Source organism: Streptomyces noursei ATCC 11455 (assembly GCF_001704275.1).
In the GTDB taxonomy this organism is placed as follows: Bacteria; Actinomycetota; Actinomycetes; order Streptomycetales; family Streptomycetaceae; genus Streptomyces; species Streptomyces noursei.
Genome location: NZ_CP011533.1, coordinates 5,414,117 through 5,440,236 on the forward strand (window position 1 = coordinate 5,414,117; position 26,120 = coordinate 5,440,236).

The window sequence follows — 26,120 nt, forward strand, 5'->3', positions numbered from 1 at the left end:
CGGAGCGGGTCAGTGATGCCGGGGCCGGGCCGTGCGCGGCAGCAGCCGCACGAGGGCGCAGCAGGCGAGGGTGCCGACGGCGACCGTGGCGAGGCTGTGGACGGCTGCGGACGTGGGGGAGCCGGCGGTGTGGAAGTAGACGGTGGTGATGGCCGCGGCGCCGATGCTGTTGGCGAGTTGTGCGACGGCGGAGAGCGCACCGCTGGCGCTGCCTGATTCCTTGGGGCCGATGTCGCCGAGGGTGACCTCGTAGACGGTGCCGAAGCAGGAGCCGAGGCCAAGGCCGGTGACGAAGACCGGGGCGAGGAGCGTCCATGCCGTCGGGTCGGTGGTGTGGATCAGGACGAGTAGCGACAGCGTGCCGGTCAGCGTGAGCAGCAGGCCGATGAGGATGAGCGTGCGGCCGAGGCGGGCCATCAGGCGGTGTGCGGCGAGCGAGGCGAGGATGATGCCGGCGGCGACGGGGGCGAGGCCGAGCGAGGTCTGGGTCGGGGTGCGGTGCAGCCCGCCCTGGAAGAAGAGGGAGAGGACGAGGAGCAGACCGGTGACCGCCGCGTTGAAGACGAGGCCGAGGATCAGGCCCGAGGTGAAGCCGCGGTTCTTCAGCAGCGAGGGCTCGATGAGCGGGCCGGCGGCAGTTCGCTGACGCAGGCAGAACAGCGCGAAGAGCAGGGCGCCGACGGTGAGGGAGAGGACCGGGACGAGCGTCCAGCCGTGGTTTGAGCCGTCGATCAGGCCGTAGAGCAAGCCGAGCATCGTGGCGGCGAGCAGTCCGGACCCTGGAACATCGACGGTGACCGTCCGGTCGCCCGCGTCGCGGGGTAGCAGCCGGGCGGCGAGGGCGATCGCGAGGCCGCCGAGCGCGATGTTGATCAGGAACATGGAGCGCCAGCCGAAGCTGTCGATGAGGAGCCCGGCGAGGACCGGGCCGCTGATCGCCGACAGGCCGAGGCAGGGGGCGAAGACGCCGAACGCCTTGCCGATCTCGTTCGGGGGAAAGACCGCGCCGAGGATGCCGAAGCCCTGCGGGATCACGAGGGCGCCGAAGGCTCCTTGGAGCAGGCGGAACCCGATGACGGAGGCGGGTCCTGTGGCCAGGCCGCAGGCGACGGACGCGAGCGTGAAGCCGGTGAGGCCGATCAGGAACAGGCGGCGGCGGCCGAACTTGTCGCCGAGTCTGCCGCCGACCACCAGCAGGACGCCCATGGCCAGGGCGTAACCGGCGCCCAGCCACTGAACGAGGGCGTCCCCGCCGTGCAGGTCGGTGGCGATGGTCGGGGCGGCGATGTTGGTGATCGTGGAGTCGAGGAGGTCGAGGACCGCGGAGAAGAGGACGACGGTGAGGATGGCCCATCGCCGGCGGTCGGTCTCGGTCTGCGGGGTGGCGGGGGCCTGGGTCAAGGCCGTGGACATGGAATCCCTTGGGTGAGGGGACGGGCCTGTGTGGTGTGAGCCCGTCCGGATCAGTGCCGGGTAAAGGCGGCGGCGTTCTCGCGGGCCCACTGCCGGAAGGTGCGGGCAGGGCGGCCGAGGAGGGTCTGGGTGGTGTCGGCGATGGCTGCCGGACCGTGGTTGGCGGCCTCCCACAGGTCGAGCAGCGAGGTGACCATCGGCGCGGGCATGTGGCGGCTCATCTGCTGCTCGGCCTCGGCGCGGGTGATGTGCTCGACCGGGATCTGTCGGCCGAGGGCGTCCGCGAGGACGGCGAGTTGCTCGCGGAAGGTGAGTGAGTCGGGGCCGGTCAGGGTGACCGAGCGGCCGGTGAGAGAGACGCCGGTCAGCGCTTCGACGGCGATGTCGGCGATGTCCTCGGGGTGGATGGGCGCGAGGTGCGCGTCCGGGTAGGCGAGGGGGATCGGCATCGACTGGCCGATGAAGTGGGCCCAGCCGAGGGAGTTGCTGGCGAAGGCGTCCGGGCGCAGGAACGTGCGGGTGAGGTCGGAGTCGGCGAGGGCCCGCTCGACCTGGAGGCTGTGGCTGGCGAGCGGGTCGTTCTCGGCGTTCGGGCCCAGGACCGAGGAGGACGAGAGCAGGACGACGTGCTCGACGCCGGCGGCCTCGGCGGCCTTGACCAGCTCGCGGATGCCGGCCGGCTGGGGGTAGAGGAAGACCTGGCGGACGCCGCGGAGTGCGGAGTCGAAGGTCTCGGGCCGGTCGAGGGCGAGCTCGGCGACCTCGACGCCGTCCGGGGTGGCCAGTTCGGCGGGGTTGGCGCTGGCGGCGCGGATGGTGCGGCCGGCGGAGTGCAGGCGGCTGACGATCGCCTGGCCGACTTTGCCGCGGGCGCCGGTGATGAGGATGGTCATGGGAGTGCTCCATTCGTTGTGTGAAGGCATATGCATGTAATCACGCACACGTTTGCGGGTCAACACGCATATTCATGGAGTCATTCATGTCTGTACGATGAGGGGTATGACGAAGCGCGAACCGAAGACGGCGGACGAGTTGCTGGATGCCGTGGGCCCGGCCTTCGGGAAGCTGCGGCGCTCCTCACTCCTGGAGGTCGAGGACCCGATTTCCCAGAAGGACCTCAGCCGTACGCTGGTGCTCAGAATCGTCCTGGAGGCCGAACAGGACGTCGCGGAAGGCGAGTCGGGCGGGGAGTCCGGCGATGGAGAGATCACGGTCGGCGCTGTCGCCCGGCACCTTGGCGTGGACCCGTCGGTGGCCAGTCGCATGGTCTCCGACTCCATCTCGGCCGGCTACCTGGTCCGCGCGGCCTCCCAGCAGGACGGCCGCCGCACCGTCCTCCGCCTCAGCCCCGAGGGCCGTGCGCTCATGGCCCGCTTCGGCCGCCACCAGCGCTCGGCCTTCGAATGCATCACCGCCGACTGGACCGAGCGGGAGCGCCTGGACTTCGCACGCCTCATGCTCAAGTACGTCGAGTCCCAGGACGCCCTGCGCCACCGACGCCCGGCTGAGGACGCGCCACGTTGAGCCGCCCTGGCGCCCGTCCCGGACGGCGTATCGCGGGCCTGTGAGCCCCTTGACCGGCGATGGCGCGGGCCGTCGCGAGGGGGCTGAACAAGGGCCCGGACGCCTTCAATGCGGCCAGGGGCATCTTCAGCGAGCGCCATCAAGGCGGCGGTGGTTGCTACGTGTCGCGGCGAACGGGCCCCACGGCACACGCCCACCCATCGACGCTGGTTCGCTGCCGACCACCGGGTCGCGAGGTCGGGGCCGTACGGTCACGGCGAGGAACCCTGCCCGTTCGCCGTCTGAGAGCTCCAGGGTGTTCCGACTGCTGCCGTGCGACGTTGACCGAGTGCCCGGGCCAACTCGCAGAGCTCGCCCGGCTCTCCCCGACCGACTTCGTACGGTTCGCTGAAGGCGTGTGCCTGGATCGAGGAGACGCTCACCGCCGAGTGCGAGCGGGAGGCCCGCCACCCCCTCGGGCTCCGCCGCGCCGTCCACTTGCGCATGGTGAGCTTCCGGTCGGCGATTCCACGCGCTGACCTTGACCGTCGCGGCTACCTGGCCTTCGTCGAACTCGCTGGCGCCATCCGCCGATACAAGTCATTCGTCCGCCCCGCCGCACAGGACTCGGCCTAAGAGGGTGAGGCCGAGGGGCGAGATCTCCGGTGCGCTCGCTCGCGAGCAGAGATCAGGTCATCCGCGCCCACGCGCGTGTGGTCCCGGCCCGCACTCCAACCCTCGGCAATTCAGTGTTGCTAAGTACCGGTAGATAGCGTTACTGTGTAGCAGTAGTCAGCAGCACCAAGTAGCTGAAGAGGTATCCCATGAGCAAGCAGATGACAGAGATGCTCAAGGGGACGCTGGAGGGCATCGTCCTGGCGACCCTGTCCGGCCGGCCCGCGTACGGCTACGAGATCACGGCACGGCTGCGGGAGCAGGGCTTCTCCGACATCGCCGAGGGCACCATCTACGCGCTGCTCGTCAGGGTGGAGAAGCGCGGCCTGGTCGATGTGGAGAAGGTCCCGTCCGAGAAGGGACCGCCGCGCAAGGTGTACTCCCTGAACGCTCAGGGACGTGAGTATCTCGACGAGTTCTGGAGGACCTGGAGCTTCCTCACAGAACGACTGGAACAGCTCCGTGAAGGGGGCGGATGACATGTCCGACGTAGAAGAGTACGGCTTCATCTCGAAGTTGATCGGGCCCAAGAAGCGCTGGCGGGCGTACAAGGCGCGCGCCAAGCAGCTTCCCGAGAACTACCGCGCGGCGGTTGAGGCGATCGAGCGGTACATGATGCATTTCGTGCCGACCGACGGTGACAGTGATGCGTCGAGGTTCGAGGATCTCGCCGACCTGTTCGAGCAGGCCGCGGCGGATGGAAGGTCGATCCGCGAGATCGTCGGGGAGAACCCGGTGGAGTTCGTCGAGGCGTTCGTCGAGAACTACTCGGCCGGTGGCTACGTCCCCGCCCGTGCGCGGAAGCGACTGACCGAGGCCATCGAGCGCGCCGCCGGCCAAGGCGCCTGAAAGGCGACGAGAGCGCCTGGTAGCCAGGCGCGGTACATGGTGCTCGGCGACGGGGCCGGGCACCACTTTCATCGGCCATCTGCACGGTCTGCACGACGCGGCCACGCGGTCGTGCCGGCTGGCCATTTCTCGCCGCGCGTGAGCGGCGGCGTCAGGGCGGCGACAGCCGGTATCAGCGCGGTTGGCGCTGACAGTTGGCATGAACGGTTCATTGAGGCGCGCCTCGGGGCCGCGAACCCGGCCACGCCGAACTCACCCACCCTCGCGCGTCGTTGGGGGATGCCCTGGAGCGTCATGCCGGGACGAGTCCTGCAGATCGAGCACACCGCATGTATCGAGCACCGCACGTATCAACCGCTTGCACGTGAGGAGATTCATGATGGGAACAGGCAACAGCGGCTTCTCGGAAGCTGGGCTGCGCAGACTGCGCGGGGTGCTGGCACGGTATGTCGAGTCCGGGAGGATTCCCGGGCTGGTCGCGCTGGTCAGCCGGGGCGGTCAGACGCACGTCGAAGCGCTGGGGACGATGCGTCATGACGGTGGCGCGCCGATGCGTCGGGACACCATCTTCCGGATGGCTTCGACGACGAAGCCGGTCGCGGTCGCGGCGGCGATGGTCCTGCTGGACGAGTGCCGGATGCGGCTGGACGACCCGGTGGAGCGGTGGCTGCCCGAACTCGCCGACCGGAAGGTCCTCAAGCAGCCCGACGGCCCGTTGGAGGACACCGTGCCGGCGCGGCGGCCGATCACCGTACGGGACCTGCTCACCGCCACGTTCGGGCTCGGACTGGACATGACGGCGCGGACCGCCCCGATGATGAGCGCGTTCTTCGAGCGGGGGATCTACGGCCAGGACGGATGGCTGCTGCCGGCGGTCGAGCCGGACGAGTGGATCCGCCGCCTGGGCACGCTTCCGCTGATGTACCAGCCCGGAGAGCGGTGGCTGTACAACGTCAGCGACGACGTCCTCGGGGTGCTGGTCGCCCGGGTCGCCGGCCAGTCCTTCGAGTCGTTCCTGCGCGAGCGCCTCTTCACTCCGCTGGGCATGAAGGACACCGGCTTCTACGTGCCCGCCGACAAGATCGACCGGCTGCCGCCCCTGTACGCCCCCGACCCGCAGACCGGCCAGTTCAACGTGGAGGACCCGGCCGAAGGAGGACACCACAGCAAGCCCCCGGCCTTCCCCTCGGGCGGCGGCGGACTGGACTCCACCGTCGACGACTACCACGCCTACTTCCGCATGCTGCTCAACGGCGGGACGCACGAGGGCGAACGGATCCTGTCCCGGGCCGCCGTCGAGCTGATGACGACCAATCGTCTCCCAGCCGAGCAACTGGCCGTGAGGGAAGCCTGGGCCCGCAACGCCGTCCATCTGTCCTACGGCCAAGGGCAGCAAGGCGGTTGGGGCTTCGGGATGACGGTGCGCACCTACCGCGGGGACTACGCGCCCATCGGCCAGTTCGGCTGGGACGGCGGAAGCGGCACCACGACCTACGCCGACCCGCACAACCAACTCGTCGGCATGTTGCTCACCCAGGTCGGCATGTCCACCCCGGACTCGGCACAGGCCATCAACGACTTCTGGACCACGCTCTACCAAGCCATCGACGACTGACCCGCCCGACGACCGGCTCGGGACAGTCGCGGACGGCACCTTCGAGGGGGCTCGGCGCCGCCATGCGCCGGGCCCCTCGCAACAGCAAGAGACCGGGGCGCGACGGGATGGCGGCCCCTCCGGGCGAATGACCGCCGACCAGCTCCAGGGCCGCGCCCCACGTGCAGAACCGAAAAGAAGTCCCACAAGACACCTCAAGCAACCAAGGGGGAACACATGACGAAGAACAGCACGTCCTCGTCCACTTCGCAGTGGACCGGCATGGTGCCGGTGGACGATTCGGCCCTCGCCGTCACCGACACCGGCGGTCCCGGTATCCCGGTGGTCTACATCAATGGCCAGTTCGCCACGCAGGGGTACTGGCGGCGGGTCATCGCCGAACTGGGGCCGGGATGGCGGCACATCACCTACGACGAGCGGGCCCGCGGCAAGAAGTCGAAGCCTTCGGCGGACTATTCCTTCGAGACCGTCGTCCGCGATGTCGATGTCGTTCTCGCGGCCAGGGGAGTGGACCGGGCGCTGGTGGTGGGCTGGTCCTACGGAGGGTACGTCGCGGGGCACTGGGCCAACCGGAATCCGGGCCGTGCCCTGGGCGCGGTCCTGGTCGACGGCGGGGGACCGTACGACTGGATGGACGAGGCCATGGAGGAGCGGATCCGGAAACTGTTCCGGCGCATAGGCTGGTTCTCGCCGCTGCTGCGCCCCACGGGCCTGGTCCCGCGGATGACCGCAGAACAGCAGGCGATCAGCAACATCGAGCTCGGCAGGATCTCCCGCGAGCGTGAGATGGGCCCCGTGCTGGACAACATCACCGTCCCGGTGCGCTTTGTGCTCGCTTCAGGGGTGTCCTTCGGAAGCAAGGGCGACGAGCAGGAACGGATACGCGCCGGCGTGGCTGCGGTGACCGCCCGCAACGCGAACATCGAAATCAGTGCGAAGGTCCCCAGCACGCACGGCTCGATTCTGAAAAAGGACTTCCGCGCCATCGCCGCGGCCGTACGCGAGGTCGCCGCCCTCGACCACGCGCGGTCGCGCAAGCGCTGACCAGCGGACTGGCGGTCAGTCAGCCCACGGCCTTCACCGGCGTCACGGTGCAGGCCGTGCGGCATGGCCCGGCAGGTCGCCGTCGGCCAACCGCCCCTCGCCCGACGTAACTTCCCGGTCCAGCCCCAAGCGGTCCACCTGCACGGGACCGTGGCGCAGCGAGGTGCATCCACACGGCGGTGACAGCGGTGCCCCGTGCCCGCGGTGCTCGGCCCCGTCGGCCCGCGGCCTGCGAACCTGTTGTTCCTGGCGCCCTGGATCATTCCTGGACCCTCCTTCCCCGTTACGTCGAGGAAGTTGTACGTCATTATGGCGCCAAGATGGCGCATGCATGACTCCGGCGCAAGCCGTGGAGGCTTGAGGCGGCACCTCGATGGCGCCATTCAAGTCAAGCGCAGCCATCACGCTCAGGCAGCGGTGACCTCTGCGTGACACCCGCCTTGATGATCAACCCCGCCCTGACCGTCGCGCCAGCGAAGGAAAATCGGGTATGCCGAGGCGGCTGCGCCGATGAGTGTCCGAGTGAAAGGGCGCTGCGTCACCGTGTGGCGCCATTTTGATTCTCGTGGTGCCATATGTGTGCCATGATGGCGAACCGTGAGCGTCGCGGCGGTAGCGCGGCAGGTGTCTTGCGGGCGTGCGGCCTGGGAAGTCGTACGCCCCGCGTCATCACTCGGTGCCATTCGTGCGCCAGGTAAGGGGCCAGTGAAACGCCATCACGGCGCCATGCCGTGCTGCTCGGGTGCCCGAAGCGCCGCCCCGGCCCCCACCCGGCCGAACCACACACCAACCGAACCGACCAACAGGAGCCCCAGCGTGGCTATGTTCCTCTCCAGACTCGGCCGCCTCACCTTTCGCCGCCGGGGGGTGACGCTGCTGCTCTGGCTGCTGATATTCGGCGGTATGGGCTTCGCCGCCTCCTCCGCTCCGCCACCGCCCGCCGATACGTTCTCGATGCCGGGCACCGACTCGCAGCAAGCCTTCGACCTGCTGGCGAAGAAGTTCCCGGATGCGCGTGCCGAGGGCGCCAGCGCCCGGGTCGTCGTCCGGGCGCCCGAGGGCCGGAAGATCACCGACGCCGGGCAGCGGGCCGAAGTCGGCCAGCTCGTCGCCGCGTTGGGGACATCGTCCCCGCAGGTGGTGGCCGCCACCAACCCGTACCGGGCCCCCGCGGTCAGCATCAGCAAGGACCGTACGACCGCCTACACGGTGGTGACGTACAAGGTCTCCGCGCTGAAGGTCAGCGACACGGCGCACGACGCGCTGGACGCCGCCCTCAAGAAGGCCCGCAGGGCGGGCCTGACCGTCGAGGCCGGCGGTGATGCGGTGAAGGTCGACCAGGCGATGGGCGGCACCGGCGAGAAGATCGGCATCCTGGTCTCCGCGATCGTCCTCGTCCTGACCTTCGGCTCGATGATCGCGGCCGGAATGCCGCTGCTCACCGCGCTGATCGGGGTCGGGATCGGGATCTGCGGCATCACCGCGCTCGGCTCCACGCTCGGCCTGTCCGCCACCACCTCGACACTCGCGATGATGATCGGCCTCGCGGTCGGCATCGACTACGCGCTGTTCATCGTGTCCCGGTTCCGCGCCGAGCGGATCGAGGGGCGCACCCCCGAAGAGGCCGCGGGCCGGGCCGTCGGCACCGCGGGTTCGGCGGTCGTCTTCGCGGGGCTGACGGTCATCGTGGCCCTCGCCGGACTGGCCGTCATCGGCGTCCCGATGCTCACCAAGATGGGCCTCGCCGCGGCCGGTACCGTCGCGGTCGCCGTGCTCGTGGCGATCACCCTGGTCCCCGCCCTGCTGGGCTTCGCGCCGGTCAAGGTGATGGCCCGCAAGGGCCGCCTGTGCTACGCCGTCAAGCCGCTGTCGGAGCGCCGGCAGCGCAAGGCCGCCAAGCACGTCGCCGGGCCGCTCAAGAGCGGCAGGCCCAACCTCGGTTCCCGCTGGGCGAGTTACGTGCTGCGCCACCCCGTGGCCGTGCTGCTCATCGGCGTGGTCGGCCTCGGCGCGGTCGCCGTGCCGGCCGCGAGCCTGGAACTCGGGCTGCCCGGCGAGGGTTCGATGTCGACGAAGACCACTCAGCGCAAGGCGTACGACATGCTCTCGGAGTCCTTCGGCCCCGGGTTCAACGGACCGCTGATGGTCACCGTGCAGGCCAACGGCGCCAAGGCCGCGGGCAACACGGTCGGCGCGGCCCTCCGCACGACGGACGGCGTGGCCTCGGTCTCCCCGGCCGCCGCCAACAAGGCGGACGACACCGCGATCCTCAACGTCATCCCGAAGACCGGCCCGACCGAGCACAAGACCGAGCAACTGGTCCACCAACTGCGAGCCACCGCCCATGACTTGGAGCGGGGCACCGCGTCCCGGATCCTCGTGACCGGCCAGACGGCCATGTTCATCGACTTCTCCCAGACCCTCGACGACGCACTCCTGCCCTACCTCGGCCTGGTCGTCGGCCTCGCCTTCCTGCTCCTGATGATGGTCTTCCGCTCCCTCCTGGTCCCGCTCAAGGCGGCCCTCGGCTTCCTGCTCTCGGTGACCGCGGCCCTCGGCGCCGTCGTGGCGATCTTCCAATGGGGCTGGCTCGCCGACGTCCTCGGCATCGAGCAGACCGGCCCGATCATGAGCACGATGCCGATCTTCATGATCGGCGTGGTCTTCGGCCTCGCCATGGACTACGAGGTCTTCCTGGTCAGCCGGATGCGCGAGTCGTACGTCCACGGGGTGCGCCCCGCCGAGGCGGTCGTCGACGGCTTCCGGCACGGTGGCCGGGTCGTCGCCGCGGCCGCGGTCATCATGACGAGCGTCTTCTCCGGCTTCATCATGGAGGACAACGACTTCATCAAGATGATCGGCTTCGCCCTCGCGATCGCCGTCCTCTTCGACGCCTTCATCGTCCGTATGGCGATCGTGCCCGCGCTCTTCGCCCTGCTCGGCAGGTCCGCCTGGTGGCTGCCGAAGTGGCTGGACCGGATCCTGCCCCGAGTGGACGTCGAGGGCGAGCAGCTCGCCCAGCACACCGCTCCGGCGCCACACTCACCGAGGGAGCGTGCCCTCGTCGGCTGATGCCGGCGCCGAGCCGGACAGCACCCCTACGGCGCCCCCGTACCGGCCCCGCCCGCCCGTCACTTCCGCTCCCCGGCGGCCGACGGGCGGGCCGTCCCGGTGATCGACGGGCAGCCGGATCGGGCGGCCCAGCAGCCGCTGGCGCCGGAAGGCGCAAGGCTGCCGCGACGATCGTGTCCGTACCACGCAGGTCGCCGACCACTGGAGCCCCCGAGTCGAACAGCGGCGGTCCCTGGCGCAGGCTCTTCCCCGCACCGCTCGGCACCAGCAGCGGATTGGCGGCGCAGGTCGCCGACCGGATCTTCGGTCCTGGTCGGCGGGACATCCCGCAGGAGAAGGCGCGGCTCCTTCATGCGCTGGGTGGGCTCGAACGCGCAGTTTCTTCAGCCGAAGGCCAGGCTTCGGAAGGCATTGCGGATACGGGTCAACGGCTCGCGGTCGCGGGTGTAGTAGAGCTTGTTCGTCAGCAGGGCGGCCCAGGTTCCCCGTTTGGGAGAGATCCACATGCCGGTGCCGGTGAAGCCGTAGTGCACGTAGGTGCGGTTGGTGGGTGCGGCGCCGGGGGCCGGGTGCCAGAAAAGGCCGCGTACGGGCTCCAGGGCTCCGGTCTGGACGCTGAGCGATTCCTCGACCCAGTTCGGTCCGAAGCCTGGAGCTGCGGGGGCGGTCGTGGGGTCGAGCATGTACTGCAGGAAGCGCACGAGGTCATCGAGGGTGGAGAAGGTGCCGGCGATGCCGCAGACGCCGTCGAGGAGGCGGGCGGAGAAGTCGTGGGCGGTGCCTTTGAGGTGGAGGCCGGTGACTTCGTCGAGCTCAGTCGGGGCGCAGCGAGCGGACAGCTCGGGCGGCAGCGGGCCGAAGCGGGTGTGGGTCATGCCCAGGGGCTTCCAGATGCGGGTGTGGGCGAGCTGGTCGAGGCGCTGGCCGGAGAGGTGTTCGGCGAGGTAGCCGAGGATGAGGGCGGCCCGGTCGGTGTACTCGACGGCCTCGCCTGGCGGCCGGTGGAGGGCTTCGTGGAGGACTTCAGCGCGGATGGCGGCTGGGTCGGTGCCATAGAGGTTTTTCAGCTGGGCCCGCAGCGGTACGCCGGCGGTGTGGGTGAGCAGTTGGCGGGCGGTGACCTGTCCGAGGGGGTGGCCTGTGACCTCGGGTCAGAACGTGCCGAGGGGTGCGTCGAGCGGGAGGGAGCCGTCTTCGCAGAGGGAGCCGATCGTGGACCAGACGGCGAGGATTTTGGTCAGGCTGGCGACGTCGAAGACCGTACCCGGTCGCATGGGGATGTCCGGCTCGGTGGGGTCGAGGACGCCGGCGGTGCCTGCGTCCTGCATGCCGGCGGCGTTGCCGATGGCCCACACCGCACCGGGGTAGACCTTGTCGCGGACGCCGTCCGCCACGAGCTGCTTGATCCGGTCGGTGCTGTCTTCCATGAACATCTCCGATGTCGCAGTGCGGGCCCGCCCGTCAGCGTAGTGACGCGGGCGGGCCCGGCCGGGGAACGTGGCGGGGTGGTCAACTGATCCGGTGGCCGAGTTCGGTCAGGGCCTTGGCGGTGGCGCTGAGCGGATAGCGGGCCGCGTTGTTTCGTCCGGACTGCTGCAAGGCGGCCAGCAGCCCGGGGGTCGTACGGAGGCGGTCGATGTCTCGGGCGAGGGCTGCGGGGTGGGTGAAGTCGGTCGCGGTGCCGGAGGTGGCGAGTGTTTCGGCCAGGCCGGGGACGGGCTGGTAGAGGACGGGCAGGCCGCAGGCCGAGCGAAGGGCCGCCCTATGGGTTGAGGCAGCCCGCGCCTACAGTCAGCAGGGGAGGCTCGCCGACGGCTACCAGGCCCTGCGCATTGCGGAGAGCTGCGCGACCCAGGACATCCGTCGGCCTGCCGTACGGGAACTGGTCGCCGACATGGCTGCCCGTGACCGGCGCCGTGCCCTGCCCGAACTGCACCACTTCAGCCGACAGCTGGGAGCCTCCGCGTGAGTGATCAGCCCGACCAGCCGAAGAAGCCGTTCCTGTACGTCATTGTGTGCGCAGCCGGGATCGCGGGCGACGTCGGCAAGCTGATCACTGCTGCCCAGGAGGCGAACTGGGATGTCGGGGTCATCGCTACTCCGCAGGGTCTCGGCTTCATCGACGCGATGGCGGTCGAGGCGCAGACCGGCTACCCGATCCGTTCCGCCTGGCGCAGTCCCGGCGCCCCTCGTCCCCTCCCGCCGGCGGACGCCATCGCGGTCGCCCCGGCCACCTTCAACACGATCAACAAATGGGCTGCCGGGATCTCCGACACCCTCGCGGTGGGCATCCTGTGCGAGGCGTACGGCTTCGGTATCCCCACCGCTGTCCTCCCGTATCTGAACTCCGCCCAGGCCGCCCACCCCGCGTACCGGCAGAGCCTGGACCGGCTGCGTGAGATGGGCGTCCTGATCGGCTCGTACGAGCCGCACCGACCGAAGGCCGGCGGAGGGGCGGACCGTTTCCGCTGGGAGGAAGCGCTGGAGCTGCTCACCCCGGAGGCGCCAGGACGGATGTGAAGCGACTGCGGCCCGATGCGTCACGCGCATCGGGCCGCAGTCGCTTGAAACCACCCCAGATAAGGGGATTCGCGATGATTGTCACTTCTGCGTTGGCAAGCATTCGGGCGATCTGGATCGGGAGGTTTCCGAATTCCTCCATGACGACGTCGAACGAGTCGACGTGGCCGACTGTCAGGGCCGCCATTCCTCGCGATAGTCGGGATGGCCGACGTAGGGCAGGGCGAGGCAGCGGAATACCTCGCTGAGCATCCTTCGCTGAACCTGCGTCGTCAGGCGGTTAAATGACTCGGGCAGAGCTTCCGATGTCTCAGGCTCGTCGTACCGAGTCAGAAGCTCGCGCTTGGCTTCGACCTCGGCGAGTACACGGACCGGGTCGTGGAGGGCGATGTGATTGGCGTTGGCGGTTCCGTAACCAAACCCTCCGGGAACTCTGCGGCAATCGGCCACGGCTGACCCGAAGGGTCTTTCTGGTGTCGCGTCGGCGGCATGTACGCCAGCGACCTGGTCACGCCGGACCCAGGGCCCCGGAAACGCGGCCCGCGCCACTGCCTCGTCCTCGTCGAGACGTGATCGTAGAAACGCCACCAGTTCGTCGCTCACTATCTCCTCCAGACGGTTCGCCACGCTCCGGCGTTGTTCCGGGCGGGGTGGCTCTGAGTAGCGCTGCCGCAGCGAACAGCAACGCGGATGTGATGCCCTCACGGTACGTATGGGCACTGACAGTGCATGACTCAGCCGCTGCGGCGGAAGCACCTCCGGATCTGTGGCCAGTGCTGGTGGAGGGCTTGACGCTTGGCGGGGCTGCTGACCTCCGGTTGTAGTGGCCGATGAGCTCAGCGACACAATGGGCGGCGCATGGGTGTGGCCTCGTTGGCCACAGCGCGAGGCTGCGGTGGAGTGGGACGCGACAGCGTCGCACGGCTGCTTCGGGCGTTGGCGGCTTGCGCCATTGGGCTGGGGACGTGACGTTCGCCGAGGCGGCGGACGCGCCATGTCAGTGCACGGGCCGGGCTGTGGGCGTCGTCCAGGGTGCGTTGGCCGAGCGCCTGGTCGAGGATGGTGGCCGTGTTGTGCCCCGCTGCCTCCGCTTCGGCGAGGACGGTGGCGAGTGCGTCCCAGGCGGGGTCGTTCAGAATGCGCTCGGCGTGCTCGGGTACCGCCTCTTGGAGGTGGTGGGCATAGCGGCGCTTCATTTGGAAGCTGGGGGCGCGGTGCGCGAGGCCGGCCAGGACCGGCTCTGTGATCTGCGCGTACGCGGTCTGCAGGTGGACGAGGGCCTGCTGGGCTGCGGCTTCCTGCTGTGCGTGTTGGCGGGTGCGGTGCCAGTGCATCGCGTAGGCGACCGCGGTGAGCATGGTGTCCAGGAGCATGGCGAATCCGGCGCCGTCGCTGTCCTGGGGCTGGTCGCGCCAGATCGTCTGGATGCTGCGGCGTAGGACGCGGGCGCTGTCGCGGTCGGCGGTGATGCGGGAGCGGGTGGCGCGCTCGAAGACGGCGGCAGCCTGTTCTAGGTCGGCCTTCACCGTGGCCGGTGCGACCACCGGCAGCAGGTCCAGCACTGCACCTAGCGCTTCCAACTGCCCTTGGGCCACCTGGTCATCGTCATGGGTGAGGTGGTGGGGGATGCGTTCGGTGGCGGCGGTGGCCTGGTGCCACGGGTTCCCCGGTTGGGCGGTGGCCGGTTGGGGGCTGGTGGAGGCGAGGCGTTCGCGGATCTTGGGCAGGGACAGGTCGGGGGCGAGAGTGGAGCCCGCGTAGAAGACCGGCTCGTCCTTGTCGTTGGTGTCGCCGGGCAGGGCGAAGTTGCAGCCGAGCGCGTCGCCGGAAGGGCCGATCTTGAGGCGCACGGTCACGTCTGTGGCCTCCAGCAGGGCGAAGAACTCGGCCTCGTCCGCCGCGGCGGCAACCGCGCGGCGTACACGTAGGCGCAGGATGTCGCAGGTGGCGGCGTCCTGGCCCAGGCGCTTGGCCTTGAAGTGCTCTTTGCGGGTGGGGCGTTTGGCGGCGGTGCCGTCGCCGGGCTTGAGCCGCCGGAGCCCGTAGTCGACTTCGATCTTGCGGGCTTCGCGCTGGACGGCGCGCTGGTCGTGGTCGCGTTTGGGGCGTTTGCCGTCTTGGCGTACGAGGGGGGCGGCGATGTGGATGTGGTCGTCGGCGTGGCGGACGGCGACCCAGCGGCAGGCTTCCTCGTCTCCTTCGGGGGCGATGCCGGCGGCGGCCACGATCCGGCGGGCGATCTTCGCCCACTGGGCGTCGGTGAGGATCGGGTCCGAGGCCGCAGCCCGGCTCGTACCGCGTGCTCGCACCACCCCCGAGAAAACCCTCTCGGAAGCTGAGCGCGATTCCGACGAGGTCGAGCAGTCCGGCGAGGAACCTATGCCGGATGATGCCGTGGAATCCGGAGAAGAGCCGGGGGCTGGCGACCCGTCCGCTCACGCACCGCTCACGCAAACGGCCTCGGACGAGGAGTCCGAGGCCGAATAGAGTGCCTTCCTGGAAGAGAAACCCCAGGTCAGCGGCTTCATGCACAGTGCCCCCGGCAGGATTCGAACCTGCGACACCCGCTTTAGGAGAGCGGTGCTCTATCCCCTGAGCTACGGAGGCGGGGATCTGTCGACAAACGTGTCTAAAACGAGATCGCGTACGAGGCCTGGCTCTTGACATGTTTTGGACAGATTGGCGATCGGCCGGTGAGGGCCTGATAGCCGCCGCCAGTGTAGCGGGTGGCGCGCTCGATGCACGGGGGATGGGGCCTGCTGAGGGATCCTGCGCCGGGTGCTGGGCCGGCCGGGATCGACGACCTGCTGGGGCCGTCAGGAGGAGATCGTGTTGAGTGCTCGGGTGATGGAGTTGTTCAGCCAGGCGTATCCGAGGTAGATCAGCAGGGCTCCGCGGGTGCCGTATGCCGGGACTCGTTTGTGGGGGTAGCTCTGGTCGAAGCGGGAGTGGATGGACTCGCTGTCCTGGCGGAAGCCTTTCAGGCGGCGGCCGGCTGGGGTGTCGGGAGGTACCTGCCGGAGATGTTCGGTGCGGTTGAAGCGCTGCTTCTTCGTCTTCGGATCGATTTGGCGGTCTTCGTCGGTCTCGTCGCACCTGATGTGGAGGGTGTGTGTCTTGACGGGGCAGTTGAGGGTGATCCGGTGGTAGAAGCGGGTGCTGTTCTTTCCCTCGCGGTATTCGAGTTCCTCGACAGGGAGGGGGGTGTAGTGCGTCTTTCCGTCGACGGTCATGCGGCGCTCGCACACTCTGGCTTCGGCGACGTAGAGGTCGTGGGTGCAGGGGCCGTCCTTGTGGCGTAGGAGCGACTGGGGCGTGAGTCCGTCGTGCTGCGGCGTGAAGACGAGGAGGCCTCGGGAGATCAGGGGGGCGCGGTGTTTTCCGCGCCGGGCGACGTCGTAGGTGACGGCCTTCGCTCCGGTAGCACGGGCGGTGATGCGTTTGACCAACTCGACCAGGGCGATGCCTTCCGTCTCGCGGTCGGGGTCGTCTTCCGGTGACTTGTGGCGGACGGATTCCAGGGCGAGGATCACGCGGCTGTGGGGGGTGTCGGCCAGGCGCACGGCGGTGGAGAGGAACTTGTTGCCGTAGACGAGGTTGCCGCCTCCCTCGATGGTGACGCCGGCGTCTTCGTCCACGCGGTGGCGGCGCACCTCGCCGGTCTTCTTGTCGACTGCCTCGTGTTCGGAGTGGCTGGAAGGGGGCTTTGCGACGGTGGCGTCGCCGTGGATCACCTGTTGGCGCTCGGGGCGGACGCGGCTGGTTCTCCTGCCGGTTTCGCTGAGCATGCCGTGGGCCAGGGCCTGCTCGATCCACAGGTTGCTGCTGATGTCACGGATCTTGTCGTGAGCGCGCTTGAGGTGGCGCCGGAAGTAGTGGTTCCAGTTGCTGCGGGTGGGGCCGGTCGGCTTCAGGGCGTCGGCGGTCTTGTCGCCCATGTGGGTGCGGATCGCCGAGCGGACGGGCTCCCACCAGTCCTCGTGCTGGAAGTGGCTGGCGGTGGAACGGGCGGAGCCGAAGACGGAGATCGAGCACAGGAAGATCAGGTAGACGGCGGGCGGGTAGTGGGGGCGTCGGCCGACGGGGCTGGGGCCTGGCAGGGTGGCGGCCGCGGTGTAGAGATCCGGGTTGTTGATCAGGTGGGCGAAGCGGACGGTGGGGATCAGGTGCGGGGCTTGCGGGCCCTTGGGGAGTGGTGGGTCGCCTGCCGCGCCGAAGGTGTCGTCGGGGATCGGTCCGTAGTCGTACGGTGGGGGCTTTTTGGCCTTGCGGGTGCGCTTCTTGCTGTCGGAGACGTCGGTTGGGGTTGGAAGGGCGGCCTTGCGTGGGGTCATCGAGGGACCTCGCCGGTGCTCCAGGCCAGCCCGGCGAGGGCGGCTGCGCTGTCGAGGGAGGAGAGGCCGAGTCGACGGGCGACCTCGGAGACCTGGCCTGTCGTCAGGAGCACCTGGCGGGCCACGTAGCGGGTGATGTCGCGTGGTTCCACCTTCCGGGCGGTGGTGGCAAGGCCGGAGCGGCGGGCGATCTCGTTGAAGCCGGCGCCGACGCTGGCCTGGGCGGTGTAGCGGGTGGAGGTGTCGCTGGTGACGAGGCGGTGCTGTCCGGGCCGGTGCTCGACCAGATAGCCGGAGCGCAGGCGAAGGACGTGGACGGCCCAGGGGCTGAGCTGACAGGTCCGGGGCCTGGTGTAGGTGCTGCCCTCTGTGGTCACGATGGTGTGGGCGAGGTCCAGGTCGCGGATGGCAGCCTGGGCGGTCTCGGCGCTGGTGAGTCCTGACAGGAGCAGGGCCAGCAGGGCGGCGTGCCGGGTCGCGGGCATGCCGCGCTCGGAGTGGAACTGGAGGGTCTCGATCTCTGCGTCGGTCAGTTCGGCGCCGGTGCTGCGGGGCGGACGCGGGATGGGAGGGGAGTCGAGCAGGGGCGCGGCTTGGGTCATGCCGAGCGCACGGGCGTGCGCGAACAGGGAGGCGAGGGCGGACCGGCGCTGACGGCGGGTGCTGTCCTTCGGGACGAGGGCGATGTTGTCGAGGCGGTCGCGACCGGGAGCGCCGATGAAGCGGTCGGTCAGCTGTCCGGTGACGTCATCCATCCGGTGGACCCCGTGGGCGTCGGCGAAGAGGTCGAACCGCTCGCTGATCTGGATGTAGAGGTCAGCGGTCTCGATGGCCATATCGCCGTCGGCGGCCTGCTGAAGCCAGTGGCGGCTGACTTCCAGCAGGGCTTGGCGGATGGTTGTCCTAGCCATGCCGGACCACCCCCTGAAGGGGGCCGCGGTGAGCGTGAACGCGGGCGTGCAGGGCGACCGTCGCGCTACGGTGGATGTTCCTCGCCTTGTGTGAGGGCATGCCGAAGCCCCCTTCCTGCGCAGCTTTGCCGCGCTGGTCGTCGGGTGGAGGTGAGGAGTCCGGCAGCGCCGTACCGGCCAAGGAATCAGGCGCTGCCGGACTGTTTTCGTGTCCCGGGGTCTCTCTAGGTGACGCGGTGGCCCCGGAGCTTGGCGGTGAGGGCCGTGACCGCCCTCAGATGACTGTGGAGTTCGAGGACCTCCGTCGGGGTCAGGCGGGTCAGGTCCGCCAGCAGGACGGGCGGCAGTAGCAGAGACAGCAGATCCTGTTCAGGGTCCGCTCCCGCGGGCGCCTGGCCGCCGGGCGCTTCGGCGCGAGGGTGCGGCACCTCGGCCTGCGGCTGTTCGGGATCGTCCCCCCGCTCAGGGCTGTCCCCTTGTACGAAGCCGCTGGGCCTACCACCTGCCGGGGCTGACGGCTCTTCGTCCATGCCCGGCTCCTCGTGCTCGCCGGCCGGTGGCGCTCCTTTGTGCGGAGCATCGGTGCTCTGGGGGCCTGTGGGCTGGGCGTCCGAGTTGCAGACGCCCTCGAACCAGTGCAGCTCGCCGGACTTCTCCACCGTGACCAGCCCGACCGCGACCATCAGGTCGAGCAGGATGTGCGCCTGCTTGATGCGCTCCTGGCCGGCCCGGGCGGCCACCATGAGCTTGGCCACCAGACCTTCGCGGGAGACAGGGCCGTAGCGGCAGCGCTCCTTGACGGTCCGCGCGAACCACTGGCCCTTCCACTTGGCCCGCAGCGCCTCAAGCCCCTCGGCCTCGCCCCGGGCGAAGGCCCGGGCGACATACCGGCCCTTGTCGCTGGGCAGATACGTAGCTCGCCTGTGCCCCTTGGTGAGCAGACCGCTGTTCATCGCGAACACCGGGACCAGCCCGCAGTTCTTGGTAGCGATCCCTGTCGCGGTTGCCAGCTCCGCCGCCCCCATCGGGTCGATGGCCGAGCAGGCCGCCACGATGACCAGCAGATGCTGGTCCGCACGCAGTTTGGGCGACGGCATCAGCCGCTCCTCGGGCCCCAGCCTGGCGCGGCCGGTGACCGGCGGCGTTCCTGTCTGTCGAGTCGACACTGTTGACACCACTCCTTTCAGGCAGACCGGGGCAGAGGCGTGACCAGACGCCAGACCGGGTTGCTACTCTGATAGCAACCCATGGTTGGGCGGGGTGCGCAAGTCGGCATCCCGTCCGTCACACTGGTCGCATGCCCGGAGGAACGAGACGTGGGAAGAAGCCGCGCGACTATGCCGTGTCCGGCGACTGGCCGTACGCGGTGATGGACGGCGTCCGGCAGGCGCAGGTGGGGCAGGCCGTCGCCCGGGCCCTGTCCGAGGTGATGGAGCGGCGCGGCTTCTCGGCCAATGCGCTGGCCGAGGCCTCCGGCGTCAACCGGCAGGTCATCTCCAACATCCTCGCGGGAACGGTATGGCCCGACATGTTTACGCTCGCGAGCCTTGAGGCGACGCTCGACGAGATGCTCTGGCCGCGTCACACCGAATGGCCGACAGGCGACGACGGTGCCCGCCACCAGCCCATTCCCTCGCATCGGCGCAGCGACGAAGGGTAGTTGCCAGCCGGGTCGGCCAGGCCGGACGGCCCGGGAAAGCCTGATGATGTGTTTGCCGCATAGGGGGTCGACCTCCCGATCGGGGGAAAAGCAGGCCGCACGCCCCATCGTCCGGGAGTAGCCCGGTAGCGTTGGGGTGCGGCCCAGAGTCGTCAGACCGCCCCCGCGCGTGCTGCGTCGGCCTAGGAACCTTGCTGGCGCGCGGGAGGCGGTCGCCTTGGGGGCTCTTTTAGGCGGCCTCCGTTGATGTGGCCGCGACGAAGTAGCAGCGTCGGCTGTCGGTTTGGTGCCTCTTCACCACGAGCTGCTTCTTGGCCAAACTGTCCAAGAGGGCCCGAGCGCGGTTGTGTGCCTTCACGTCGGCCTCGGCATCCCGGCCCTCCAGCCGTACCGCGAGCAGCCTCGGGGTCCACTCCTGATCGGGAAGACTGGCGATGATCTGCAGGGCCTCCATGCCGCGCGGGCCGAGCTTCGATGCGTCAAATTCCTTCGATGCACCGGTAGTTGCTGTGTGGTCTCCCCCTGCTGTCGGTCCGGCGGCCGCCGTCTGAGTGGCGTCCGCGGACTCATCCGCGTCACTCTCGGCGCCATCCTCCTCGTCGGGATCAGGCACGACCTTGAACTCGGTGTCTCCGTCGAGCTGTCCGCTGCGCAGGGCGGCTCCGGCCCGGGCCGCCGCGAGGAGTGTCTTCTGGACGTGCAGCGCCCGCTCGCGGGTAACCACCACCTGCTGGCGCTCGGAGCGCACCGCTGCCCTCTGGGATTCCAGCGCGGCGATTCCCGACGCCAGCCGGTCGAGCTCGGTGTCGTGCTCGGCCAGCTTGGCATCGCACTGGTGGATCAGGGCATCCATGTCCGCCACGACCCAGCTGGGGTTGGCGGAGGCAGTGGCACCGTCGGTGGGCTGCATGGCGATCACCATAGGGCCCCTGCGGGCACAGGCGCGCACCCTCGCCCCAGATCCAGACCGATCTGCCAGAAGCGCAAGGTGCGTTGGAGGTGCAGGGCGCGCAGCCTTAAGGCCCTCGCACGCCGCTGGTGCACGGCGCCTCAACCTCATGTGACGGCCTTGAGAAGTTGCTACGACGCCTGTGCAGGGGAGCTGCGGAACCTGACCGCAGCTCAGTCATCGGGAGGCATTCAGGAGCGCTGTGACACCCCAGTTTTTCAAGCCAGGACAGGAGGCATACCCGGAGCCTCACCTCCCGGCCAGCAGCTCCTGCCGCGAGTCAGCTCCCACCGGAACTCCCATCCGGACAAGCGAGTGGCACCTGCGTTGCCTCTTATCGGGCAGCCTGCAGCACGGGCTGAGATGGGTCATCCGGGCCTCCCACTCAGCCCCGCCAACCTCCGGAAAATTCCTATCATCCATTAGAGCGGCAGGATGGAGCGCAGGTGACAGATCAGGTGGGCGCGCCTCGAAACGGTGCTGTCGGTATCGGACGGCTCTGAAGGTTTCAGTAGCACGGAAGCCGAGGTAGCGGAGCTTGGCCCGCAGGTAGCCGACCGCCTTGTCCACCTCGAAGCGCCGCTGGCCGGCCAGTTCCTCCGCGTCCGTCCGCGCTTCGAGGGCGTCGGCGGCTTGATCGGCTCGGCCCTGGAGGATCTCCAGCGCGATCTCGCCGACACCTCTCGGCGGGCCGGGTCGGTCCTGGCGAAGAAGCACCAGGCCGCGCCCCACGCGTACTCCAGCACGTGAACGAAGTCGATCAACAGGTTCACCTCCGGCCCTCGCGCATCGCACTGATCGTGGATCACATCCAGCTGGTGGCGGGCCCCGTCGGCCAGCACCACCCGCTCCCGCTCGCGGCCGGGGTCGCGCCGCTCGGCCTCGTTGAACACCGCCGCGATCATCTGGTCGGCGTCCCGTTCGATCGAGGCAGTCAGTGATCATCCAGCCACTTCGCACTTGCCCTGGGCCGCTCGGCGGGTGCGGGACGGTCGGCGTCGGTGCGTCTGATCACATCGCCGGGCTCACGCGGCATCGGCGCGAGGTCGTAGACAGCGCCGACGGTGGCGATCCGCTTCCGCCCGTTCTTCTCCCCACCGGCCAAGCGGGTGGCTAACGGGCCGCCACCCAAGGCCGCCTTCCTCGCGGCGGCCCTTCTGGTCTCCTCGCGCAACGCCTCGGGGCGCGTCACGATGCCCTTGTCGTCCGCGGACGACACCAGCAGCATTTCCTCGGAGCCGGAGCCGGAGCCGGAGCCGGAGCCGGAGCCGGAGCCGGAGCCGGAGCCGGAGCCGGAGCCGGCGCTGCGCGCGTATGCGTAGAAGTCGTTGACGTCCGCTGCGGCGCGCTGGACGAGGTGCTCGGCCTGCCGCTTGCCCATGTGCGTGCCGGTGGCGCGCTCGATCGTGGCGACCGCCGCCTCGAACGAGCCGCGCACCGCCTCGGCGGCGGCGGGTTTCTTCAGCACGGGGGGAGTGCAGTCCGGCGGGCAGGTCCAGCTCGGCGTCGGCGGGGGAGAGGTTGGCCGCTCCCCTGGCGCGGTAAGTGATCCGCTCCACCTCCACGGTGCCGAACTGCGTGGACAGCTACTGCTAATGGCCCGCCTCGGCGGCGCGCCGCACCACCTGGTCGGATCCGGTGACCTGCGGCAGGCGATGCACCTCGCGACCGCGCGCGGCGATGAACTCCTCCGCATCCGCGTGGGAGGCGCCCTGGTGGTCGAACAGGTCGGCGAGCAGCTGCTCGAAGGCGGCGCGGGCGGCGGGAAACGCCCCGGCGGGCGTGGCGGGGCCATAGGCTGGCATCGGGCTCTTCCCTATCGTCGGTACGGGCTTGTCACCAGTCACGACGCAGGGAAGAGCCAGCCTTGTCAGGACCGATCGGGTGCGCGAACGCCGTCGGCCAGCGTAAGCAGGCCCCGGGACGGCTCGGCCAGCCACTCGCGGCGCACCATGCGCTTCAGCCGCATCCGCAGCGTCTCGACGTGCCGGTGGTCGACGGCCCCCTCCACCTGTTCGCAGATCTCCTTTGCCCGCAGCGGCGTATTCGTGTTGGTCAGCAGGGCCAGCACCGACCAGTCGCCCTCGGCGGGCATCTCACCGGTGGCAACGCGCACGCCCGGCGGCAGGGAGCCGGGCAGATCGTCCGGATCCGCATCACCTGCGGACACTCGCGCGAACTCCGGTTTGTCCGCATCGCGTTCGGCAAGCGCACGGGCGAGGGGCGCCTGGGTGACCACCAGGCGGGACAGCTCCTTCCTCTGCAACAGCGATCTGCTCGTTCAGCGCAGCCAGCTCGGCCCGCAGCTCTTCGACCCGCTGCCGGGCCGCCCCCTCGTGCTGCTTCAGCAGCGCCAGCCGCTCCTGCCCCACACGCCCCTCCCGGCGATGCCGCCGACGCAACCGCGCCGAGCTCAACCCCCGCACCACCCGAGGACTTACCGGTCTTCCAGACCGCGAAACTCCTCGCGATCACCGTCCCTCAAACCGAGCCGCACCCATAGCCGACAACGCCGTGACAGATCGAGCGCTGCACCGTCGGCCCTGGGCACCCCGTCAGCGCGCTCCCCGTATTGGCACGTTGCTCCGACCCGCCGTTGTGGGACACCGCGCTGCAGAGCTATGTCAAAGGCCCTGGACATAGGCTAATGGAATGCAAGAGGGGAAGACCGGCATACCGGTCCAAGGCGAGATCGGCGTACCGGACGGGGCAGGGGTTTTCGAGGCAGGGGGTGCGGAGGGTTCGGAGGGGGCAGCCACCGAGTGGCGTGGCGTACCCAGGGAGCTGCTGCGGATGCGGCGGCTGATGCTCGTCCTGACGATGCCGCCTCTGGCGGTGCTCACGGCGGTGCTGCTGGGCTGGCTGGTGACCCCGGCACTCGCCGCGGCCGGAGCGCTGTGGCTGCTGCTGGCTGCCTGGTGCTGGCAGGTGCTGGAGCGCAACTGGCGCTCCTGGCGGTACGCGGAGCGCGCGGACGATCTGCTGATCAGCCGGGGGGTGCTGTGGCAGGAGCTGACCGTGGTGCCCTATGGGCGGATGCAGCTGGTGGAGGTCACCTCCGGGCCGCTGGAACGGCACTTCGGGCTGGCGACGGTACAGCTGCGCACCGCCGCCTCGGGCACCGATGCCCGTATCCCCGGGCTGGAGCCGGCCGAGGCGGCACGGCTGCGGGACCAGCTCACTGAGCTGGGCGAGGCCCGGTCGGCGGGCCTGTGAGCGGGGGAGCGCAGGACGTGCGTACGGATGCGGAGAGGACCGGCCGGGCCAGTACCGAGCCGGCCAGGACCGGCCCGGGGATGCCGGGCGCGGGGCAGACGGGTGCCAGGGAGCGGCGGCTGCACCCCGTCACACCGCTGCGCCGGGCCTGGGCGCCGCTGACCGCCGTGGTCTTCCTGCTCAAACAGGACTGGATCCGCGAGTGGCTGACCGATCTGGACTGGGGTTGGTTGGCCGCCGGCGGCCTCCTGGCAGTGCTGGCCTCGGCCGCGTACGGAGCGCAGTCCTGGCGCTGTACGTACTACGCGCTCACCGCCACCGAACTGCGCATCCGCAGCGGTCTGTTCTTCCGCCGCACCGCGCACATCCGGCTCGAACGCCTGCAGGCCGTGGAGATCGCCGAACCGCTGCTGGCCCGGCTGGTGGGGGTGGCCAAGCTCAAGCTGGACGTCATCGGCACGGAGGCCAAGGACGAGCTGGCCTACCTGGGCAAGCGGGAGGCGCGGGAGCTGCGGGCCGAACTCCTGGCACTGGCCGCCGGGTTCACCCCGCAGGACGCGCAGGCGGCAGGCGAAGCCCCGGCCCGCGAACTGGCGCGGGTGGCGCCCAAGACGCTGGCCACCGCGGTACTGCTGCACAACGCCGTGGGGTGGGCGCTGCTCACCTCGGCCATCGGCACGGTGGCCGCGTGGTGGGCACTGGACAGCGTGTGGGCGATCCTCGCCGCGGCGACCACAGGGTTGGGGCTGGTCTGGGCAGCCACCGGGGGCCGCTTCATGGGCGAGTACGACTGGACGGTGGCCAAGTCGCCGGACGGACTGCGGCTGGACCACGGGCTGCTGGACCGCAAGCACGAAACGGTGCCGCCGGGCCGCGTGCAGGCCGTACGGGTCCAGCGGCCGCTGCTGTGGCGGATGCTGCACAGAGACTGGGTGCGAGTCGAGCTGGATGTGGCGGGCTCCGACAACAGCCTGCTGCTGCCGGTCGCCGACACCGCGACTGCGCAGCGGGTCATCGCGTGCATCCTGCCACGTACGGACCTGGCTGAGGTACGCGCGGCACTGCGGCCCGCGCCACGGCGGGCACGCGGGCGGGCGCCGGTACGCGCGGGCTGCTACGCCTTCGCCGTGCACGGGGAGGTCTTCGCGGCCTCCAGCGGCCTGCTCACCCCGACGCTGTCGCTGGTGCCGCACGCCAAGGTGCAGAGCGTGCGCGGTCGACAAGGCCCGTGGAAGCGGGCGTTGGGGCTGAGGGACGTCATGGTCGACACCGGCGCCGACACCACCGTGGTGGCGGCGCTGCGCCCGGCGGACGAAGCCCTGGAGATCATCGCCGGACAGGCGGAGCGCTCACGCACGGGACGGCAAGAGGCGCGGCCGGACCGCTGGATGAGCGAAGTGCTGGCGAAGTAGGGCCACCAGGGCAGGACCTTCCCCAACGGCAAGGCCCGCTACTCGGCTTCGTGTAGCGGCACGCCGAGAAACCAACGGAGTCGCCGTTGACCTGCGGTTTCCTGCGCAGGGGGCCACCCGTTGGTGGGAGGTTCGGGCGATCGTCGGCGCGGGGCGGCCGGGCGGCGTAGCTGCTACCGGGCATGGCGAAGCATGTCCGGTGGGTGCGGTGCGAGGTGCCGCTGTTCGTGAAGGTCGTCTACGACGACGCGTACGAGGACGACACGGTGGAGAAGGTCATCGTGGTCGACGAGCGGGAGGACATCCGGCTCGGCGAGGACCGGTCCGGCCACTACGAGGTCTTCGACGCCGAGTTCGGGAAGATGAGTCACCTCGCCGACAAGGTGGTCGCCATCGCAGAGCGGGAGTGGTGGCCCGAGGACGAGATCCTGGTCCACGGCGAGCAGTGGGAGTCCGGACTCGATCCACGGCGTGCTGACGGAGCTGCGCGACGAGCTGGTGAACGAGGAGCGCGAGCAGGGCTGACTGGCCGCCGTCAGATCTGGCGGGGCCGCGGCGGCGGGTCGCCGCATTCGCGGGCCATGGGCTTCGGCGGCGGCGCGGGCGTCGGTGGCCCGATCCTCGGCGTTCGTGGCGAGGGAGCGGGACTTCTCATCGCCGGTGGCGTCGACGAGCGGGCGCAGCAGCGCGGCCGCCTGCCCAGCTAGTGCAGGAGGGCGTCGACGCCGGCGGTCAGGTAGTGCTCGGCGGCGTTCAGCAGACCGGCCCGGGGCGCGGTCCTCCGCCTCGGAGGCCGCCGCGGCGGCCATCGCCGCCTTGAGGTAGAGCATCCCGAGCACCGAGTACCCGTCGGGGGCGCTGTGCAGCAGATCCTTCTTGAGCCGCCGCGCGGCGGCGAGGACGAACTCTGCGGCGGCTGCCGCCTCGCGGTGGTTGGCCATCGCGTC

General features: G+C 69.7%; 24 protein-coding genes, 1 tRNA gene and 3 pseudogenes. 14 read left to right on the top strand and 14 right to left on the bottom strand.

The genetic code is table 11. The features are described from left to right. Positions 1 to 9: 9 nt before the first annotated feature. Together SNOUR_RS23020 and SNOUR_RS23025 are read right to left on the bottom strand one after the other, a co-directional pair. The gene (locus tag SNOUR_RS23020; protein ID WP_067350249.1) at positions 10 to 1,413 is read right to left on the bottom strand and encodes a DHA2 family efflux MFS transporter permease subunit; all 1,404 of its coding nucleotides are present in this window, start codon (positions 1,411 to 1,413) and stop codon (positions 10 to 12) included. A 50-nt stretch (positions 1,414 to 1,463) separates the two neighbouring features. Further along, positions 1,464 to 2,306, bottom strand: a complete 843-nt coding sequence (locus SNOUR_RS23025; protein WP_067350252.1) for an NAD(P)H-binding protein — start codon at positions 2,304 to 2,306, stop codon at positions 1,464 to 1,466. A 106-nt stretch (positions 2,307 to 2,412) separates the two neighbouring features. Between SNOUR_RS23025 and SNOUR_RS23030 the strand changes: the two genes are divergently transcribed. From SNOUR_RS23030 to SNOUR_RS23055, 6 genes are all read left to right on the top strand, one after another. Further along, positions 2,413 to 2,937: a MarR family winged helix-turn-helix transcriptional regulator gene (locus SNOUR_RS23030; RefSeq protein WP_067350255.1), complete on the top strand. Its 525-nt coding sequence runs from the start codon at positions 2,413 to 2,415 to the stop codon at positions 2,935 to 2,937. Between the two features lie 803 nt (positions 2,938 to 3,740). Continuing rightward, entirely contained in the window at positions 3,741 to 4,070 is a 330-nt protein-coding gene (locus SNOUR_RS23035; protein ID WP_067350258.1) for a PadR family transcriptional regulator, read from the top strand. A 1-nt stretch (position 4,071) separates the two neighbouring features. Further along, a complete protein-coding gene (locus SNOUR_RS23040) occupies positions 4,072 to 4,440 on the top strand; it encodes a DUF1048 domain-containing protein (protein WP_067350261.1) in 369 nt (122 codons plus the stop codon). 379 nt (positions 4,441 to 4,819) lie between these two features. After that, positions 4,820 to 6,055 (top strand): serine hydrolase domain-containing protein, encoded by a 1,236-nt coding sequence (locus SNOUR_RS23045; protein WP_079142836.1) that lies wholly within the window; start codon positions 4,820 to 4,822, stop codon positions 6,053 to 6,055. 216 nt (positions 6,056 to 6,271) lie between these two features. Continuing rightward, positions 6,272 to 7,099 (top strand): alpha/beta fold hydrolase, encoded by an 828-nt coding sequence (locus SNOUR_RS23050; protein WP_067350267.1) that lies wholly within the window; start codon positions 6,272 to 6,274, stop codon positions 7,097 to 7,099. A gap of 816 nt (positions 7,100 to 7,915) precedes the next feature. Continuing rightward, positions 7,916 to 10,171, top strand: coding sequence for an MMPL family transporter (locus SNOUR_RS23055; RefSeq protein WP_162494995.1), 2,256 nt, complete (start codon positions 7,916 to 7,918; stop codon positions 10,169 to 10,171). Positions 10,172 to 10,554: 383 nt separating this feature from the next. Here SNOUR_RS23055 and SNOUR_RS23060 read toward each other — a convergent pair. Both SNOUR_RS23060 and SNOUR_RS43250 read right to left on the bottom strand, forming a co-directional pair. Then, a pseudogene (locus tag SNOUR_RS23060) lies at positions 10,555 to 11,598 on the bottom strand (serine hydrolase domain-containing protein). A gap of 82 nt (positions 11,599 to 11,680) precedes the next feature. After that, positions 11,681 to 11,917 (bottom strand): annotated as a pseudogene (locus SNOUR_RS43250) (glycosyltransferase); the annotation flags it as partial. On the opposite strand from SNOUR_RS43250, the pseudogene SNOUR_RS48440 reads away from it, so the two are divergent. Both SNOUR_RS48440 and SNOUR_RS23065 read left to right on the top strand, forming a co-directional pair. After that, positions 11,910 to 12,140: pseudogene (locus SNOUR_RS48440) on the top strand (helix-turn-helix domain-containing protein); the annotation flags it as partial. The pseudogenes SNOUR_RS43250 and SNOUR_RS48440 overlap by 8 nt on opposite strands. Continuing rightward, positions 12,137 to 12,691 (top strand): flavoprotein, encoded by a 555-nt coding sequence (locus SNOUR_RS23065; RefSeq protein ID WP_067350272.1) that lies wholly within the window; start codon positions 12,137 to 12,139, stop codon positions 12,689 to 12,691. The pseudogene SNOUR_RS48440 and the gene SNOUR_RS23065, both read left to right, overlap by 4 nt. 174 nt (positions 12,692 to 12,865) lie before the next feature. Here SNOUR_RS23065 and SNOUR_RS46280 read toward each other — a convergent pair whose 3' ends face one another. From SNOUR_RS46280 to SNOUR_RS23090, 6 genes are all read right to left on the bottom strand, one after another. Beyond that, positions 12,866 to 13,294, bottom strand: a complete 429-nt coding sequence (locus SNOUR_RS46280) for a DUF6221 family protein (RefSeq protein WP_159425896.1) — start codon at positions 13,292 to 13,294, stop codon at positions 12,866 to 12,868. Between the two features lie 233 nt (positions 13,295 to 13,527). Continuing rightward, positions 13,528 to 15,003, bottom strand: a complete 1,476-nt coding sequence (locus tag SNOUR_RS23070) for a relaxase family protein (RefSeq protein WP_067350275.1) — start codon at positions 15,001 to 15,003, stop codon at positions 13,528 to 13,530. A 222-nt stretch (positions 15,004 to 15,225) separates the two neighbouring features. Beyond that, positions 15,226 to 15,298: transfer RNA gene (locus SNOUR_RS23075), tRNA-Arg, on the bottom strand. Positions 15,299 to 15,507: 209 nt separating this feature from the next. Beyond that, on the bottom strand, positions 15,508 to 17,025 hold the full coding sequence (locus SNOUR_RS48445) for a hypothetical protein (RefSeq protein WP_312633339.1): 1,518 nt from the start codon (positions 17,023 to 17,025) through the stop codon (positions 15,508 to 15,510). After that, on the bottom strand, positions 17,022 to 17,936 hold the full coding sequence (locus tag SNOUR_RS23085) for a site-specific integrase (RefSeq protein WP_067350278.1): 915 nt from the start codon (positions 17,934 to 17,936) through the stop codon (positions 17,022 to 17,024). Before SNOUR_RS23085 ends, SNOUR_RS48445 begins: the two co-directional genes overlap by 4 nt. Before the next feature lie 224 nt (positions 17,937 to 18,160). Then, positions 18,161 to 19,102 (bottom strand): hypothetical protein, encoded by a 942-nt coding sequence (locus tag SNOUR_RS23090; RefSeq protein ID WP_312633340.1) that lies wholly within the window; start codon positions 19,100 to 19,102, stop codon positions 18,161 to 18,163. A gap of 131 nt (positions 19,103 to 19,233) precedes the next feature. On the opposite strand from SNOUR_RS23090, the gene SNOUR_RS23095 reads away from it, so the two are divergent. Beyond that, the gene (locus tag SNOUR_RS23095) at positions 19,234 to 19,596 is read left to right on the top strand and encodes a helix-turn-helix domain-containing protein (protein WP_312633341.1); all 363 of its coding nucleotides are present in this window, start codon (positions 19,234 to 19,236) and stop codon (positions 19,594 to 19,596) included. Positions 19,597 to 19,825: 229 nt separating this feature from the next. On the opposite strand, the gene SNOUR_RS23100 is transcribed toward SNOUR_RS23095, so the two are convergent. Next, positions 19,826 to 20,506 carry a hypothetical protein gene (locus tag SNOUR_RS23100; protein WP_312633342.1) on the bottom strand — a complete coding sequence of 227 codons (681 nt, stop codon included), beginning with the start codon at positions 20,504 to 20,506 and terminating at the stop codon, positions 19,826 to 19,828. Between the two features lie 516 nt (positions 20,507 to 21,022). Here SNOUR_RS23100 and SNOUR_RS23105 point away from each other — a divergent pair. Both SNOUR_RS23105 and SNOUR_RS23110 read left to right on the top strand, forming a co-directional pair. Next, entirely contained in the window at positions 21,023 to 21,295 is a 273-nt protein-coding gene (locus tag SNOUR_RS23105) for a hypothetical protein (protein ID WP_067350290.1), read from the top strand. Next, positions 21,292 to 21,486, top strand: coding sequence for a hypothetical protein (locus SNOUR_RS23110; protein WP_067350293.1), 195 nt, complete (start codon positions 21,292 to 21,294; stop codon positions 21,484 to 21,486). Before SNOUR_RS23105 ends, SNOUR_RS23110 begins: the two co-directional genes overlap by 4 nt. Here SNOUR_RS23110 and SNOUR_RS47605 read toward each other — a convergent pair. From SNOUR_RS47605 to SNOUR_RS23125, 3 genes are all read right to left on the bottom strand, one after another. Continuing rightward, a complete protein-coding gene (locus SNOUR_RS47605) occupies positions 21,480 to 22,013 on the bottom strand; it encodes a hypothetical protein (protein WP_067350295.1) in 534 nt (177 codons plus the stop codon). The two genes, SNOUR_RS23110 and SNOUR_RS47605, sit on opposite strands and share 7 nt — an antisense overlap. Positions 22,014 to 22,137: 124 nt before the next feature. After that, positions 22,138 to 22,350 (bottom strand): hypothetical protein, encoded by a 213-nt coding sequence (locus SNOUR_RS23120; protein WP_067350297.1) that lies wholly within the window; start codon positions 22,348 to 22,350, stop codon positions 22,138 to 22,140. Between the two features lie 65 nt (positions 22,351 to 22,415). Then, complete coding sequence (locus SNOUR_RS23125; protein WP_159425897.1) at positions 22,416 to 22,784, bottom strand: hypothetical protein; 369 nt, start codon at positions 22,782 to 22,784, stop codon at positions 22,416 to 22,418. Between the two features lie 413 nt (positions 22,785 to 23,197). Between SNOUR_RS23125 and SNOUR_RS23130 the strand changes: the two genes are divergently transcribed. The 3 genes from SNOUR_RS23130 (at position 23,198) to SNOUR_RS47005 (ending at position 25,880) form a co-directional block, all read left to right on the top strand. After that, positions 23,198 to 23,761: a PH domain-containing protein gene (locus SNOUR_RS23130; RefSeq protein ID WP_079142838.1), complete on the top strand. Its 564-nt coding sequence runs from the start codon at positions 23,198 to 23,200 to the stop codon at positions 23,759 to 23,761. A 17-nt stretch (positions 23,762 to 23,778) separates the two neighbouring features. Further along, complete coding sequence (locus SNOUR_RS23135; RefSeq protein ID WP_312633345.1) at positions 23,779 to 25,173, top strand: PH domain-containing protein; 1,395 nt, start codon at positions 23,779 to 23,781, stop codon at positions 25,171 to 25,173. Between the two features lie 182 nt (positions 25,174 to 25,355). Next, positions 25,356 to 25,880, top strand: a complete 525-nt coding sequence (locus tag SNOUR_RS47005; RefSeq protein ID WP_067350309.1) for a hypothetical protein — start codon at positions 25,356 to 25,358, stop codon at positions 25,878 to 25,880. The last annotated feature ends 240 nt before the right edge of the window (positions 25,881 to 26,120 follow it).